Source organism: Kordia antarctica, from assembly GCF_009901525.1.
Taxonomy (GTDB): Bacteria; Bacteroidota; Bacteroidia; order Flavobacteriales; family Flavobacteriaceae; genus Kordia; species Kordia antarctica.
On record NZ_CP019288.1, the window covers coordinates 1,373,970 to 1,389,698 of the forward strand.

General features: G+C 31.3%; 14 protein-coding genes. 2 read left to right on the forward strand and 12 right to left on the reverse strand.

The window, feature by feature from the left end:
* Nucleotides 1-208 precede the first annotated feature (208 nt).
* The 9 genes from IMCC3317_RS05555 to IMCC3317_RS05595 all read right to left on the reverse strand — a co-directional run bounded on the left by IMCC3317_RS05555 (nt 209) and on the right by IMCC3317_RS05595 (nt 8,024).
* Complete coding sequence (locus tag IMCC3317_RS05555; protein WP_160128520.1) at nt 209-658, reverse strand: hypothetical protein; 450 nt, start codon at nt 656-658, stop codon at nt 209-211.
* Between the two features lie 23 nt (nt 659-681).
* Nucleotides 682-885, reverse strand: coding sequence for a LapA family protein (locus IMCC3317_RS05560; protein ID WP_160128521.1), 204 nt, complete (start codon nt 883-885; stop codon nt 682-684).
* A gap of 106 nt (nt 886-991) precedes the next feature.
* Entirely contained in the window at nt 992-2,248 is a 1,257-nt protein-coding gene (locus IMCC3317_RS05565; RefSeq protein WP_160128522.1) for a cation:proton antiporter domain-containing protein, read from the reverse strand.
* Between the two features lie 7 nt (nt 2,249-2,255).
* On the reverse strand, nt 2,256-2,954 hold the full coding sequence (locus tag IMCC3317_RS05570; protein ID WP_160128523.1) for a hypothetical protein: 699 nt from the start codon (nt 2,952-2,954) through the stop codon (nt 2,256-2,258).
* Nucleotides 2,955-2,956: 2 nt separating this feature from the next.
* Nucleotides 2,957-5,254: an ATP-binding protein gene (locus IMCC3317_RS05575; protein WP_160128524.1), complete on the reverse strand. Its 2,298-nt coding sequence runs from the start codon at nt 5,252-5,254 to the stop codon at nt 2,957-2,959.
* 115 nt (nt 5,255-5,369) lie between these two features.
* Nucleotides 5,370-6,194 carry a GIN domain-containing protein gene (locus IMCC3317_RS05580; RefSeq protein ID WP_160128525.1) on the reverse strand — a complete coding sequence of 275 codons (825 nt, stop codon included), beginning with the start codon at nt 6,192-6,194 and terminating at the stop codon, nt 5,370-5,372.
* A gap of 227 nt (nt 6,195-6,421) precedes the next feature.
* A complete protein-coding gene (locus IMCC3317_RS05585) occupies nt 6,422-7,249 on the reverse strand; it encodes a mechanosensitive ion channel family protein (protein ID WP_160128526.1) in 828 nt (275 codons plus the stop codon).
* Nucleotides 7,250-7,270: 21 nt separating this feature from the next.
* Complete coding sequence (locus IMCC3317_RS05590; RefSeq protein ID WP_160128527.1) at nt 7,271-7,450, reverse strand: hypothetical protein; 180 nt, start codon at nt 7,448-7,450, stop codon at nt 7,271-7,273.
* A gap of 4 nt (nt 7,451-7,454) precedes the next feature.
* Complete coding sequence (locus tag IMCC3317_RS05595; protein ID WP_317172577.1) at nt 7,455-8,024, reverse strand: RNA polymerase sigma factor; 570 nt, start codon at nt 8,022-8,024, stop codon at nt 7,455-7,457.
* Nucleotides 8,025-8,392: 368 nt separating this feature from the next.
* Between IMCC3317_RS05595 and IMCC3317_RS05600 the strand changes: the two genes are divergently transcribed.
* Nucleotides 8,393-9,187 (forward strand): ABC transporter ATP-binding protein, encoded by a 795-nt coding sequence (locus IMCC3317_RS05600; RefSeq protein ID WP_170293871.1) that lies wholly within the window; start codon nt 8,393-8,395, stop codon nt 9,185-9,187.
* Nucleotides 9,188-9,193: 6 nt separating this feature from the next.
* Here the strand turns inward: IMCC3317_RS05600 and IMCC3317_RS05605 are convergent, their stop codons facing one another.
* Complete coding sequence (locus IMCC3317_RS05605; protein WP_160128528.1) at nt 9,194-9,844, reverse strand: hypothetical protein; 651 nt, start codon at nt 9,842-9,844, stop codon at nt 9,194-9,196.
* Between the two features lie 1,322 nt (nt 9,845-11,166).
* Between IMCC3317_RS05605 and rmuC the strand changes: the two genes are divergently transcribed.
* The gene (gene rmuC / locus IMCC3317_RS05610) at nt 11,167-12,585 is read left to right on the forward strand and encodes a DNA recombination protein RmuC (RefSeq protein WP_160128529.1); all 1,419 of its coding nucleotides are present in this window, start codon (nt 11,167-11,169) and stop codon (nt 12,583-12,585) included.
* 337 nt (nt 12,586-12,922) lie between these two features.
* On the opposite strand, the gene IMCC3317_RS05615 is transcribed toward rmuC, so the two are convergent.
* Both IMCC3317_RS05615 and IMCC3317_RS05620 read right to left on the reverse strand, forming a co-directional pair.
* Complete coding sequence (locus IMCC3317_RS05615; protein WP_160128530.1) at nt 12,923-13,498, reverse strand: hypothetical protein; 576 nt, start codon at nt 13,496-13,498, stop codon at nt 12,923-12,925.
* 145 nt (nt 13,499-13,643) lie between these two features.
* Entirely contained in the window at nt 13,644-15,482 is a 1,839-nt protein-coding gene (locus tag IMCC3317_RS05620) for a caspase family protein (RefSeq protein ID WP_160128531.1), read from the reverse strand.
* Nucleotides 15,483-15,729: the final 247 nt, after the last annotated feature.

Below are 15,729 nucleotides of genomic sequence, written 5' to 3' on the forward strand. Positions count from 1 at the left end.
ATAGTAATTGTACTGTGAACTATCCTGTCTGTATTGACATAGGGGAATTGATAGTGTTTTTTATGTCGGTTTATTATTTTCTAACTTATACCAATTATCACTTTAAAATCCATTTGGTAGTATTGTAAGCCAAGTTAGCAAAAAGAAGTGAGTTTTCTATTTTTGAGAAAGAATTTTCAATAAAACAAACATATTTGAGTGTATACTTTTAGTAAGATACTCTAGTTTCAAACGGATTGGACCATTTTGAAGCGATTCCGATAGCAGGAATGATTGCTGCGTAGACTTCTAATTTTCTTTTGAGATATGTTCTATGATTTTCTGGAAGCGAACCCAATTTTAAAGCCATTGCTACGTCTATAGTTATTGTGTCTTCTTGTGCTTTTACAGCAACCGATTCCGTACCTAAAAAATCATCATTTCGTCCATCTTGATTGATGGTAAATACTTTGGTATCGTCCCAATTTGATATGATTACAGGAACGTCTAATTTTCCTTTTATATCGTATACGAATAAGTGTAGTAAGTATTCCATGTTTAATGCAACATCAAGTGCATGAAATTTTATGGTTACTTCTACATTGATATCATTGATATCGTCTCCTATTATGATTTCTTCAGGAATGTCTTCTAGTTGAACTGATTCTATTTTAGCCATTTTGTTGGTTTTGGATTGTTTATTTACTCAGATGGAAATAGTTTTCGTTTCATAGAAACCAAAATTCCTACTAAGACACCAATACCAAAACTCCCTAAAATGATTAATACTCTGGAAACGGATACTTTCCAAAATAGGAAGTTTACGTCTGTTACTTCTGAGTTTTGTAAAGAAAAAATTACCACAATGGCAATAAATACAAGTGCAAATATAGTTTTGAGTTTCATAGTTTTTTGTCTAATAAAGCTTTTTAAAAGTATTGATCTTAATTTCTACTATTAGTTTAGACACAAAAAACGGTATCAAGTCACAACTAGAACATTTATCCAAGTATTAGTCTATTTTAGGAGCTCTCCATTTTACTTCTCCAACTTTGTTTTTGTTGGCAACATTAATGGCTTGATTTCCTCTTTTTTTCTCATAAATCATTCCGCCAGTCATAATTAAACTCGTACCAATAATGATGAATAATAAGATTCCAGGCTCAAAAGCGGCTACTTTTGCTTCTTCAGGTATTCCGTAAAATAATAATACCGTGATTAATCCTCTTGGAGCAATGAATAGTTGTGGTAAAATGTCTTTTCCAACAAAAATTCGCAATAGAATGAAACGAATAATATAGATAGAAGCAATGATTAGTAAACTTACCATCGCTACTTGTAAATCGAAAATAGAACTTATGACAATCGTGATACCAAATATTACAAAGAAAAATGTACGCACTACAAAAGCAGTTTCTGCCGTAATTGTATGCAATTCATGATAGATATGATGTGCTTTTTCGAAGTGTAAATATTTGCTAAGTTTCCCTTGAAAGAATAGTTTCATGTTTGCAATGACCAATCCGAAAATCAAAATAATGATTAATGATGATAAGTGCATTTTTTTACCAACTGCGTATAATAGTAGTAATACAGCGATTAGAAGAAATAGTTTTACTTGACTTTTTATTCGTTGGAAAATTAAGATAATCGCATAACTCGCTACTAATGAAATGACAATTGTTAAAATGATGTTTCCAATGAATCCGACAGCTCCAGAACCTTCTGAAGGATCTAATTGTCCCGTTAGAAAGTAAAACATCATAATACCAAGTATGTCTGAAAATGTACTTTCGTAGATATGAAATTCTTTTTTTTCTTTGCGCAAACCAGTTACACTCGGAATAATAATTGCGCTTGATAGTATGGAAAGTGGCGTTGCATAGATCCAAGCCGATTGCCATGACATATCAGCTATAAATTCGTGAAGTATATACGCGGCTGCCCACGCTGAAAGTAGTAAACTTACCAAAGCTATTAATAGCGATTTGAGAATTGGAAACAAGTCTTCTTTCCGGAGTTTTAGTTCTAATGCGGCTTCTAGTACAATCATAATTAGTCCTACAATTCCTAATACTTCCAGAATTGAAAAGAAATCTGGCAATGAACCCGCCGTATATTTTATTAAATATTGCACAACAACTCCAAGAACTATTAGCATTAATACTGCCGGAATATTGGTTCTTTTTGAAATTCCATTGAACAAAAATGAAAGAATAATGATTGCAGAAACTGCAATAATAACATTGTATGATGAAAATATTTCCATTAGTAGTTTAGTTAATGATTGTTGTGTTTATTTTATGTTGATTCAAATAGCTAATGATGGTTGCCTTTTTTACGCCATCTTCTAATTCAAACGAAAGTTTCCAGTGATTTTCTGTATCCATTTTGACTAGTTTTGGCGGAAATTCATAATTTACAATTGGAGTTTCGAAAAGTAAATCTTTAATTTTTTCTTCAGATAGTTCTGTTTCTATTTGAATAGAATGTATAATGGAACCATCTTCCTTATAAATTGTCGTGTATCCTTTTTCATCAATTTCTCTATAATTGATAAATTGTTCGCCTTCAATACTGTTTAAAAATATTCCGAAAGGAGAGAATCTGACAACTGCGCCTTGAACATCTCCTATGACTAAACGACTTCCTTTACAGACAACATTCGTCCATTGAAAGACAATTCCGCTAAGGAAACTTTGAATAAAAGAGAAAGAAATAGCAATGACTACTAAAAGCATTCCGCCATGCACGATGTAATTGGATTGTACAAATATTGCGATGACAACTAAACCAGCCACAATTTTATAAATCAATAAAAATCGACCAGAAATTAGGATAAATTGTTGTCTAAGTTTGGTGCTTTTTATAAACTTTGGCACCAATTTTCTAAGAATCATCATAATTCCTAAGACCAATAAAATCAATAGAATTACCTTAAATAAAAATATAAAGTTCGCTAAATAGTATGTCATAGTTACGAAGTTTCTTTATGATACGTTTTTTGCACATCATTGCTAATTACAGGATTCAAAAATAAATCGCCAGATCCATTTCTGAGCAGCACTTTTGTATTGGTGAGCCTTTTTAAAGCTGGATTGTAATTGTCGTTAAAGTTTGAACTCATTACACGTTTTAAACCTAATTCGGAAATCGTTTTAAAAGTAAGTACTTGTTTTAGAATGATGTGTTCTTCTTTTGTGAAAAAAGGAACAAATTCTCCTATATCTGTGTCTAATATAATTGTGTTTTCGTCACTTGGATTTACAATAGTACAATATGCCCAAGCTTGTAATGATGCGCCTAAGTTATAGTTGGTAAATTTTATAATGCGTTGAATGGCTGCATTCAATTTTTTTGCATCAATTGCAATTCCTTTTGGAGATAATAATGTTTTATGAGACGTTTCATGTCGAATGATAATAGCCTGAGAAACAATCTCTTTTGAACATGAACTTACATCTATTAAGTTTGAAAAATAATGTGAAAACGGAAGCCTTTTGTCTAAATGCTGCATGAAGTTTGTAGCACAAGAAACAACGATAAATACGTTATTACTTTCATTCTCAATGAATTTGAGCAACGCTCTCATGTTGTCTAAAATACTATGTTCTTTATCGCGCCAAAGTTCCAAATCATCAATGCAAAGTATTGGACGCGTACTTTTTATGTTGTTATTTTTTATGTAACTGAGTGCTTCTTGCAAATCATACGTTGTGGTAAATTTTCTACCGTCAATAGTTGCAATGCTGTTCGGAGCTAACGAAACAATGTGCTTTCCAAAATTGGAAGTCGCCATTTGTTGTATAAACGTTGATTTTCCGCTGTTTGGCGTTCCGTGAATTAAAACGGCTTTTGCAAAGGAATCATTCCATTGTGTGACTGTTTCTTTAAATTCGAGTGAAATTGTTGGTCTATCGATTAAAAATAAATCGCCTAGAAAAAATTTATTCAAAAATAAGGAATCGTATTGTCCTAAATCTTTGTTATTCATACGTTCCGAAATACACAAAGTAGATAGTTGTAACGCAGTTTTTGATTCTTCGTAGGTATGATCGTTGTACCAATTGCTAAATTTTGAAACGTACGTATTTACCTTTGATTTAAACGCTGTTAGATAGTGTTTTTGATTCATCTGAATAGACGAGCCAAGTGTTACATCTAAAAAAGATTCTCCTTGAAAGATGCGAGATAGTTGCAAGTTTTCATTCAACCTTTCTTCTATGGAAGCTATTTCTTTGGCAGCAGCATCTTTTGTGCTTACGGCTTCGGATTTCAGCTTCCGAATTGCAAGCTCGAATTCAGGATTTTTATGATCTTTTTTTAGTTGTAATGTATTTTTTAAACTCGAAAGTCGAAGTTGTGCTTTTACCTTCAGATTATCTTCTATGGCATATATATCTGCAATTAAAGGTGATATTTGATAATCTAGCCATTTTTTTACTGCTCTATTGAAATTTATTTCTCGTACGACTAAATCTCCTTGAGCAGACTCAATAGGTATTTTTATGGTTTGAAAATTTGAGACAACATCACTTACTTTTTCTGTTAATGCCTGATCTTTTTCTGAGTTCCCTAGATGTTTTCCTTTTTCAATTGCTGAATCAATAAAATGGGTTGGTGTTTCGCTGTTTTCAACAAAATCTGTCTCGTTTAATGAATCACAACAATCCATATAATTTTTCAAAAGATTGTCATTGGTAAGTTTGATATCTGAGTATAAAACTTTCAGCGTATCAAAATTTTGTTGAACATTTTTGAGCGTTTTGAAAGCCGCCAAGATAGATTCATTTTGAGCTTTTAACGTATCAAATTGCTCTTTGTAGCTTTCCCAAGGACTCACATGATGTTTTAGGTTTTGAGAAATTATTTCTTCAGAAACTTCTATCGTTCCAATCGTATCAATAACGTCAGTAGTAGCTTTTATAAGAACCGTTTTGCTTTCTTCAAAATGTGTTGCTATTTTTTCGGCTGTTATTTCTTTCTCACCTACTAAAATAGCTGATTTTAAGAACTCTAGCAATACATCTCTATTTAATATGCAAAGATTTTTTATATAATTTGGATAGCTGTAAGATGCAAGATATACTTCTTTTTCTGATACAGTATCTGTGTTATAACTAGTCGCTATTGCTATATATTTTTCTAGTATATTTTTTTGAAAATTATGTGATATCACTTTTATTAATTCGGCGCTATCGTGTACTTTTTCCAATTCGTTAAAATACAGTTGAAGCTGCTGCTCAAAGTTTTCTAATGATACTATTTCTGTCATAGAGTTACCCGTTTTTCAAGTAGAGAATCTTGATTATTAGTTCGTTTCTTAATAAAAGAATTTAAATTTAATGTTTTAAAGACACTAAATTTACAATTATTATTAAATAATTTATTTATTTTTTGATGATTTGCGCATTATCTTTTAATCTATCAATACTGATAGAAGGATTTCCGTAAATATACACTTTACTTTTATCGCTATTGCTGAGTTTCATTTCTCCATTAGAAAAAATATACGCTTCAGAACTATCGGAAGTGATTGCTTCAATAGTGGAACATTTTAGTTTTTTTAAATCGACATCTGATGAATTTGAAGTTGTTAGTTTTAAAAACTTTACATCTCCTTCAACCTCAACATCCGTTCTATCTTTTGCAATTATTTCAATATTTTCCAGCACAATATCTCCTTCAATATAAGCATTTTCAATTAATGTAAACTTAGTATTTTGTCCTTTAAGTTGAATTTTCCCTTTGGTACTTTTATACAATTGAAAATTAGAAGATTCTGCAAACACATCTATATTATATTCAGATTCATCAAAAGCTGTAAATGACAACGTATCTAATTTTAGTCTAGTTTTACATGTCAATTTCGAATTTTCTTTTAATGTAATAGACGAAATATTTAGCACTGTAAGATTGATTTCTAGTGCTTTTGCTCTTCTAATTTCGTGTGTTGTATAAATTTTTAGCGTTTCATCAACAATTTCAAATTTTATAAAATCGACCAAATTATCGTCACATTTTAACGTGTAACGAGTTGCTTCTCCTTGAAAAATATTAACTACAATATCTTCACTCAATTCAATCGCTTTAAAGCTTGCTAAAGTATTACTGGTTTCAATTACATTTTTGCTTCCTTGAATTTTTGGCTTTTTTTGAGCAAATGTAAAATTTACAAATACTAATAAGAATAGTAATGGTATAACTTTTTTCATCGTTTAATTTAATTTGTTTCGTAACTGATGTGACACATTAATTTTTATAAAGTCACCAAAATATGTATTAATTATGACAAAAATTAACTCAATCAATATACTTGTAAGAATTTGTTAAAAATTGAGCTTCCAAACATTAAACAATAACTACAAACAAAACATATAGAAACAAAAACGCATCCAAAATTATAAAAATCTTGAATGCGTTTTTTATGTTTTGAAAATACTTAGTCTTCTACTTCTATTTGATTTTCTACAACTTCCTTGATTGGAAGTACAATTTTACCCTTTGCAGTTTTAATTGTCATAGTAATGTTATCAATAGATTCAATAGAACCTTGCACATCTTTAAATTTTATTTTTTGACCGACTTCGTAGTTTTTTCGTGTGTAAAATGCTCTCAACAAATCGCCTACAACTTCTTTTGAGCCTAAGCCAAACCCTAAAGCAATTGCTCCTAAGAATGCGCCTAATATGATTGTTAAGTTCTTAGTAATGATATCAGTATCAATTCCTGCCTGGTTTAGTGCTGTTATGGAAACGATTATTACAATTAAGTAAAAAACAAGGTTGCTTATAATTTTTGTTCCGTTTAAATCAAACGATTCAAAAACACCTTTGATTGCTTTTTTTAGGAAGTTTGCAATGTATAATCCGATCATAAATAATGCAATTGCACTAAATAATCTTGGTAAGTAACTTAATAGTTTTCCTATTTCAATGGAAACTATTTGCCATTCCATGATATCGACAGCAACAATAAGAAACACCAAGAACATGATCCATTTTACAAATCCGACAATCACATTTGTTACATTGAATTTTAAATCCGTTTTCCCAAAAACATCTTTTTCATTGATGAGCGTTGTTAGTTTATCTACTTTGGCAAAACGTAGCGTTCGCTTTAAAATAAAAACGATCACTTTTGTAATTAACCATCCAATTAGTAAGATAAGAAGTGCAAAGAGTACTTTTGGAGCGCCTTCTGCAATAGTTTTGCCCATTTCATTGAAAGAGTTCAATGTGAGACTTTTGACATCATTAATTGTTTCCATTTTGTATAAATTTATGTTTGATTAGTTATTTTCTTTCTTTTTTTTGAAAAAGGCTTCAACCGTTTGTGCATAATTGAATGAGAATAAACTTCCCATGTCCATAAAGAACTTGAAAGACGCAACATCATCCATTACTTTTTTCTTTAATTCTATTGGAACTTCTTTTGGTGGTTCATTCAATTTTTTGAAAGGATTATCCATGATATTATAATTTTTCATTATAAATTTCTATTATTCTAGCTTTCGCTCTTTTTAATCGCATTTTGACAGCACTTTCTCCAATGTTCAGGACAGATGCTAAATCTTTTATAGTTAAATCGTCTTGATATTTTAGCAGTAAAAGAACCTTGTCTTCTGGAGTTATCATCTCTAATGCTAATTTTAATTTTACTACGCCTAATTGAAATAAATTGTAATCACTGGGTTCTATAAGTAAATGATCGTATTCTTCAACAGGAATTGACTGTTTTTCTATTTTCTTTGCAGTATCTCTATTTATATAATTTAAACACAGATTGTAGGTAAAAGCGTAGAGCCATGTGGAAAATTTAGAGGTTCCTTTGAAGCTCTGTAATTTCATGAAAAGTTTAAGGAATACATCTTGTGTTAAATCATTGGCTTCATCTCTATTTTTCACAAAGCCATAACATTTGTTATAAACTACTACGTTAAATCGATCGTATAAAGTACCAAAAAGTAATGCATTTTTTGTTCTAATTATTTCCGCTACAAGTTCCTCATCTGTCATTTCCGGGAACTTTTTATCTGTTTTCAAGGGTTTAAATGGATTGTTTATATTAAGATAGACACAGACAATTGTTAAAAGTCACTATTGGGTTTTGGAGCGCTGCGCTTTTGAGGTCGCTTCATTTCGACAAGCTCAATGTAAACGCTCTTGGTATTTGTCACATTGAGCGCAGTCGAAATGTTGGTAAGTAAATTATTTATATATTAGATAAACCTTTCAACTTTTAAACTTTTAAACAAAAATGTTACAGTTAGATTATTGGACTTCTCACTCACAACTCACAACTCACAACTCATAACTCATAACTGACAACTCACAACTCATAACCCAAAAGCGAAGCGACCCAAGACCCAAAAATAATAATCCGTACTTTAGTCGTCTCAAATAACAAACTTATTTCTACAAAAAATACATATCCCGTTTTACAAGCTTCCGCACTTTCTATTGGTTATGAAGATAAAGCCACTACGAAAGTAATTGCAGAAGACATTAATTTCGAAATTTCGAAAGGAAAGTTGGTTGCCTTAGTTGGCGCAAACGGAATTGGAAAGTCTACGTTGTTGCGAACGTTGGCAAAAATTCAACAACCACTTTCGGGAGAAATTAGGTTGCAAAATAAGTCGCTTCACTCCTACTCAAATGGCGAGTTGGCAAAAGAAATTAGTTTAGTTTTGACGGAACAAATTCCGTCTAAAAATTTAACGGTTTTAGAGTTAATTGCGCTTGGTCGCCAGCCTTATACCAATTGGATTGGAAATCTTTCTGAGAACGATCATGCAATTGTGGAAAGCGCATTAGATAAAACAAATTTGCACGAATTTAAACATCGAAAATGCTACACATTGAGTGACGGACAGTTGCAAAAAGTAATGATTGCGCGCGCATTAGCACAAGATACATCTATGATTATTTTGGATGAACCAACAACGCATTTAGATATGTATCACAAAGCATATGTGTTGAATCTTTTGAAAAAATTAGCGCACGATACCCAAAAAACTATGTTGTTTTCTACGCATGAAATCGATTTAGCAATTCAGTTGTGCGATGAAATGATTGTGATGCATAATGGCAACGTATTTTCGGGAACGCCTTGTAGTTTGATCGAACAAGGAATTTTTGAAGCTTTATTTCCTAATGATTTGATTGCTTTTGATGCGAGTTCGGGAAGTTTTAAAGTAAAAAGTTAACGCATTTTACTCTTGCTGATACCAATATTCTAATAGTTTTTTTTCTGAAAATATTTTTTTGACTGATTTTCCAAAAAAAGAATCACTTGCATCATTTGATTCTATAGTTTCTTCAAAATTAGCATTTAGACCATAATACCAATCTCTTGAAATTACAATTTGGTTTGCCGGAATCGTCTCAATATTACCAATAATAGGAATTGAATCAATCACAACAATTTTCATGTTTTCCATCATGCGTTCGCGTTTTTTTTCTTTATAATCAGCAAAAAATTTATCATTTTGAGTAGAAGAATCTGCAGCAATCATTCTATCATAAATAGGATTATCTAAAATTGATCCTCCATATTTTTCTGTCATTATATAATAAGGTTTTCCTGTTGCGTTGATTAGCGCGCCATCTTCTGTCATTTCGCGTGTAATGGTAACAACAGTATCTACAATTACTTGATTATTACTCGTAGATTTTATACGATTTTCTCCGTATGTATAAGATACTTCAACCGATTTATTTGGTTTTAATGTGTACGTTTCTTCATTGATTTCAATAATTAAAGTAGTATCTAATTGATTGTGTACTTTCGTTTCTGTTCCAAAAGAACAAGCAGCTAGGCAGCATAAAACCAGAATGTATATAAAAAGTTTAAGTGATTTCATCGATTGATTAATTGAGTAATTATAGTTTTATGTATCAAATATACACATATCTATCAAAATATAAGTAACAAAAAAACGCCTTATCCGAAGATGAGGCGCTTTTAAAACTAACCAACCAAAAATGTAATATGACTCTTTTACTTCAAGTAACCAGCTCTGTGTAATGTCATCATCATATTACATATATTATAAGTCAACTTTCGTGCCAAATACTTACAAGGATTCTTAAAATATATAGCACTTTTGTTAAATATTTAAAATTGTATGTTAACGAAAAAAACACCTCACAAGCGTGAAGTGTTTTATACTAACTAACCAACCAAAATGTAATACGACTCTTTTACTTCAAGTAACCAGCTCTGTGTAATGTCATCATCATACTACGCTTTTATACATTTCAATTTCCGTGCCAAAATGAAATTTATATTCTTAAATAATGTTAGTGTTTTGTTAAAGATTTAGAATATACTATTAACGAAAAAAACACCTCACAAGCGTGAAGTGTTTTTATACTAACTAACCAACCAAAATGTAATACGACTCTTTTACTTCAAGTAACCAACTCTGTGTAATGTCATCATCATAGTACACTTTTATACATTTCAACTTCCGTGCCAAAATTGGATTTGTGTTTATAAATAATGTTAGTGTTTTGTTAAAAATTTAGAATATACTATTAACGAAAAAAACACCTCACAAGCGTGAAGTGTTTTTATACTAACTAACCAACCAAAATGTAATATGACTCTTTTACTTCAAGTAACCAGCTCTGTGTAATGTCATCATCATACTACGCTTTACATATTTCAATTTCCGTGCCAAAATTTGATTTGTGTTTATAAATAATGTTAGTTTTTTGTTAAATAATCAGAACATATAGGAACTAAAAAAACACTTCACGTTTATGAAGTGTTTTTTTAAACTAACTAACCAATCAAATGTAACACGACTATCTTTAAATTGAGTAAGCCACTCTACATAATGTCCTCACCGCGTTACATTTTACTATAATCCAAGTACCGTGCCAAAAATGATTTTATGAGTATTTTTTGTTTGAGATTTAATTCAATACTCAATATGTACACTTGCGTGAATTTGCTTTGAGTGCTATCATATTTGTACAACAACGACTCAACACACTATGTAATATTGAACCTATTGGCAATAAAAATTCGTACGCTTGAAGCATCTCAGGAAACATTCATGCTAATTTGCAGAAAAACACTCAAAAAACATGAATTTTCAAATCTAAAAAATTCATAAATCAAAAATCGTAAATCTACAATCAATACAAAATACTATCTTTACGCAAAAATCAATTCATGTCAGAAATCGTTATTTATATTATCCTCATTGTGGTGTTTTTAGCCGTTGGTATTTTCTTGGGAATGTACATTGGTAATCTAAAAACAAAAGCACAACAAGAAGGTTTGCAAGAGCGTAATTATCGATTACAATTACAATTTGATGATTTCAAAGTAGCAGTCGATAACGAAAAGTCGCAACAAAACGAGTCGTTTCAACAGCAACTAAATGGCATCAAAGAAAATTTATCCAAAACCGAACATGATCGCGAAGAAATTAGACGCGAAAAAGATTTCCTCAATGTAGAACTCGCTCGGAGAAATTCTGAATTAGAAAATCTACAAAAACAATTACGCGAACGCGACGAACAAATGAAAGTGCAGCAAGAACAATTGCGCAAAGATTTTGAGCTACTCGCAAATAAAATTCTGGAAGAAAAATCATCAAAATTTACCGAGCAAAACAAAGAGAATATAAAAAATATTTTGACGCCACTTCAAGAAAAAATTCAACACTTTGAAAAGAAAGTGGAAGACAGTCAAAAGGAAAACATAAGTATTCATTCCGCTTTGCGCGAAAAACTATCTGAACTTAGTAAAGCAAATATTCAAATCAGTCAAGAAGCTGTCAATCTAACGAAAGCCTTAAAAGGTGACAGCAAAATGCAAGGAAATTGGGGCGAATTGGTCTTAGAGCGTGTTTTGGAAAAAAGTGGTTTAGAAAAAGATCGCGAATATGTAGTGCAACAAAATTTCGCTCGTGAAGATGGTTCGCGTTCATTACCTGATGTGATTATCAACTTGCCAAATAATAAAAAAATGGTGATTGATTCCAAAGTTTCGCTAACTTCATACGAACGTTTTGTAAACTGCGAAGATTCAGAAAGAGCAATGTATCTAAAAGAACATTTAACTTCAATAAAACGACATATAGATCAACTTTCAGCAAAGAAATACGAAGACTTATACGAAATAGAAAGTCCCGATTTTGTATTAATGTTTGTACCAATAGAACCTGCGTTTGCCATTGCAATTAATGAAGATAATTCGTTATACAACAAAGCATTCGAAAAAAATATTGTCATTGTAACTCCAACAACGTTACTCGCTACTTTACGTACGATTGACACGATGTGGAATAATGAAAAACAACAACAAAACGCAATTGAAATTGCGCGACAAGCTGGTTCATTATACGATAAATTTGAAGGTTTTATGAGCGACCTCATCGGAATTGGAAAAAAGATCGACGCTACAAAATCTGACTATTCTTCAGCGATGAATAAACTGTTTGAAGGTCGTGGAAACATCATCACAAGTATTGAAAAGATCAAAAAAATGGGCGCGAAAGCTAAAAAGTCACTTCCAGAAGCTATCATAAAACGTGCTAAAAATGAACATCTAAATCATGATGAAGAACCGAAACGATTGCTTTAGGTATTTCTCAGTTTGCAGTTTTCAGTTGTGAGTTTATTAGTTTTTTTCGTCATTACGAGGAGTGAGCGACGAAGTAATCTGCTACTCGAAAAGCAAATTTCCACACTTCGACTCCGCTCAGTGTTCGTAAGCTAACTAATCTAAAAGCGAAGCGAATACAATATTCTTATGGCACAATTTTAGTTTAAAAGTTGAAAGGTTTATGAGTTTATCTAATGGATAAATAATTCACATACCAAAATACCAAAAGCAAAGCGAGTTCAAAAAAAAACACCTTATCAGAATAATTGATAAGGTATTTTTATAACGTTGCCGTTCATTCGGAAATCGATTCATATTAAGCATTTTTTACCGTAATTGCTACTGCTTTTCCAGGTGCTAATTCTTTAGCTACTTTTACTTTTGCTAAGTGTTTCACTAATTGTTGGTCTTCTTTCCATTCGCCATTTACAAACAAAGCTGCTTCATAAATTGTTCCTTCTGTGGTCAATTTAACTCGTAAACCGTCATACTGTACATTGTACGTTTTTAGTGCGCTTGCATAGTTTGTTTCAAACCAAAGTTCTGCTTCTTTTGCACTTTTCGCTAATGCTTCTGGTGTAGATTCTCTTTTTCTTTCTGCTAATTCTGCTTTTGCCAATGCTTCTTTCAGTGACAATTCTGCGGCAGCAATACTATCTATTTCACGTTGTGCTTCTGCAGCTTCCATTAATTTGATATCGTTCAATGTTTTTGAATATGCAATGCAATCATCCATTGCTTTTTCTTCAAACTGAACAGTCGTTTCTTGTGCTACATTTTCTGTTATTGTTACTTCTTGCACTTTTTGAGTTGTGCTTTCTTTTGTTGATGTGTTGCAAGCTATAAATGTCATTGCTACCAATCCTACTGCTGTAAATACTGTACGTTTCATAAGTGTTTGTTTTAAGTGTTATACTTGATTTATAGTTCAAATATGCAACGAAACGCTGGAACAATTTGGGTAGCTTTAGTATTCGTTATGAATCATCTAGAATTCGTAGTGGAATGATGAAATGATCCGATAAAACATGTTATTTTTAGAAGATAAATAACTTAAAACCTTTTTTCCGTTTTAGCGGTTTTACTGGAAACATCTTAAATTTTATAGTAGCTGGCAAAGCTTCATTCATGAATAAGTATGCATGATTATAGATAGATTTGTTTAAGTCTAAATTTGGCACATAATTTCCGTGTGTCTTTTTTTGTTCTATAATAAATACTTTCTTTTGATCGGCTCTAAATTTCATTGGTATACTTTTAGAACCCAATTTCCCTCCTATAAAAAGTTCGTCATTTCGGTATTCTTGATTCGGATAAATCACTTTAAAAGTTAGTCCTAAAGTTGCAATATTATAAAAATAAGAAACCGCTTTTCTATTTCGAATTGTAGTAGCGCCAGTTTCATCAGTTTCCATAACGAAGTAGTAATCCAATAATTTTTTTGATTTCTGTTTCTTATCTAAATTCATCAAGTATTGTAAATAAGAAGCATATGTTAATCCGTTGGAAAGTGTTTCAATTGGACGATCTAACAAAATGATTTCCTTTCCGCTAGTTATCGTGTATGTATTCTTTTTAATGTATAATTGAAAATCTGCTTTATTGGTAATTACAGGTTGATTTCCTTTTGGAGTTAAATACAACGAGGAAAGACCTTTAGATTCCTCTGAAAAAAGCTGAATTTTGAATGACTTTTCAATGTATTGTAATTGAATTGGCACCAATAATGAGTTGTTCAAAATTTCTTTATCAATAGATGTGTTACAGATAAATTTACTTTCTGTTTCATTAGCCGTGACTACTTTTCCGTAGCCAACAATACGATCATTTGCACGATGTATAATTTTAAAAATTACATCTTCAGTAATTCCATGAATCTTTCCGTAAGGTAAATACAAAGCTCTATTTTTATCTACTCTAAAATCTTTTGGAAAATAGCTCGTTAAGAAATATGAATATTTGGATGTGATTTCAGACGTATTGAAAAGTGTTTCGGTAATATCGCCGCTTAATGTTGGTTTTTGAGAAGAAATTCCTTCTAGAAAATCAAATGATTCCAATACATTTTTTTTGAAAAAATACTGATAACTAATTCCTGTAGAACCTTTTATCTCATTAAATCCATTTACAATAGCATATGTCAACGAACCTAAATCTTTGCTATATTGCGTATTTACTTGATGGGCTTCGGAAGCTGTCATTAATATAAATGGACCCAATTTTTTGTCAGTATCAAAAAGCTCCTTCAGTTCTAAACTATCTTTTGCCTTTTTCGAAACGATATCTTTTAAGATAAATTTTTTATTGGTTCCTCTAATTGGTAAATTATCCGAACCTTTATCGGTTGTTCCTGAAAAACAGGCATCTACGCCCATAAAAAGTTGCCCTTTTTGGTTTAACCGTTTTCTAATATCGTAAATAATAAGTTGTAATTCATCATCTAATAAATGCTTTTCTCCTTTATAATTTGCTTGATATTTGGCTTCCTTTGGCGTGTCATACAATACAATTGCTTCATCTAATTGATCTTGTTTTTCATCGCCATTACTATCTGTAATTTGTTGTCCGTGCGAAGCAAAATATAAAAATACAATACTGGTAGAATCTTTTATAGTTGTAGTAAAACTTCGCAAACTATCTAACACATTTTGCTTTGTAGCATCTTCATTTTTAAGTAGATGAATGTCTTTTGAATGAAATCCTTGCGTCATTAAAAACGCTCGTAAATACTCCACATCATTATCTCCAGAAATATTTGTCCAACCTAATCCTGAATCTTCATAATTTCCAACACCAACCAAAAAAGCTTTCTTAGTTTGTGCATTCACAGAAAAAAAAGACAGGAATAACCAACAAATAGCAAGTATTGTACGCATTTAACTTATTTTTTTCTAAATTTAAGCATAATCTTTAAATATCAACTCGTTATACATTCTTCCTTAAAAACATTCCTCATTCGTTGTTGCATTTTTCTATGTATTACAACTACTTTTTCTCAGACAACTGAAAAAAAGCTAGCATTAAAATTTGATAGTTTTGACGAAGTATACAAAGCTTTAGAAGATGGAGAGGAAACGATTCACATAAACCGCAAAGAAAACAGAATCGTCATTCCTACGCGTC